Origin of the sequence: Promicromonospora kroppenstedtii DSM 19349 (assembly GCF_000515355.1) — a bacterium.
GTDB lineage: Bacteria > Actinomycetota > Actinomycetes > Actinomycetales > Cellulomonadaceae > Promicromonospora > Promicromonospora kroppenstedtii.
The window spans coordinates 48,716-49,611 of record NZ_KI911725.1 but is presented as its reverse complement, the minus strand read 5'-3'; the positions used below and the strand labels follow the sequence as shown (position 1 = coordinate 49,611).

At 70.1% G+C, this 896-nt stretch carries 2 protein-coding genes; one reads left to right on the top strand and one right to left on the bottom strand.

Annotated features, from left to right (window positions below; translation table 11 throughout):
• On the bottom strand, positions 1-350 hold a 350-nt coding region (locus PROKR_RS21330; protein ID WP_245605915.1), incomplete at its 3' end, for a thiamine pyrophosphate-dependent enzyme.
• A 95-nt stretch (positions 351-445) separates the two neighbouring features.
• Here PROKR_RS21330 and PROKR_RS21325 point away from each other — a divergent pair.
• On the top strand, positions 446-896 hold a 451-nt coding region (locus PROKR_RS21325; protein ID WP_342665898.1), incomplete at its 3' end, for an Lrp/AsnC family transcriptional regulator.

The window sequence follows — 896 nt, the reverse complement described above, 5'->3', positions numbered from 1 at the left end:
ACGCCGCGCGCGACGGCGGCCGCGGTGTCCCGGTAGGTCGGGAAGAGCCAGTCCCCGTCGCCGAGCACCTGCGCGGCGGCGACCTGGCACGCCTCCTGCCCGTAGGAGGAGGGGTACACCGCCAGCCTGCCCTGCCGCACCAGCACCGAGGACTGCTCGTTGAACCGGCGGGCCGCGACCATGCCCGCCAGGCCGCGGAGCAGGTCGTCGGGCGCGGGCAGCGCGGCACCGTCGCCGGCGGTCGGCCGGCCCTCCGGATCGAGCAGCATGACCGGCTCCCTTGTGGGGAGCATGAGATCTTCGTTGATCACCATGTAGATATACTGGTCAAACTTCCATTCGGATTCCATCAACGGCGAGGATCCGAGAACTCGTCCAGTCATGACCGGGTCACGCGATCCAAATGTCCAGCGCAGAAAGGCCTGAGGGCATGGTGGCGAGACAAGTGGCAGGAGGCCTCGACGACGTCGACCGGCGCATCATCGACGAGCTGCGCCGCGACGGCCGGATGTCCATGCGGACGCTCGCCGAGACGCTGCACATCTCGCGGGCCAACGCCTACGTGCGCGTGCAGCGCCTGGAGTCCACCGGGGTGATCCGCGGCTACCGTGCGGAGATCGACCCGGTGCTGGCCGGGCTGGGCACGTCGGCCTACGTGACGGTCAACCTGGACCAGGCGCAGTGGCGCTCGGTCCGCGAGGAGCTGCGCACTCTGCGCGGCGTCGAGCACATCGGCCTGGTCGGCGGGGAGTTCGACCTCGTCCTGCTCGTCCGCGCCCGCGACAACGCCGACCTGCGGCACCTGATCCTGGACCAGATCCAGGGCATGAACGGCATCGTGAACACCCACACGCTGCTGGTGTTCGAGGAGCCGGTCCCGGCCGGCCCGCCGCCGG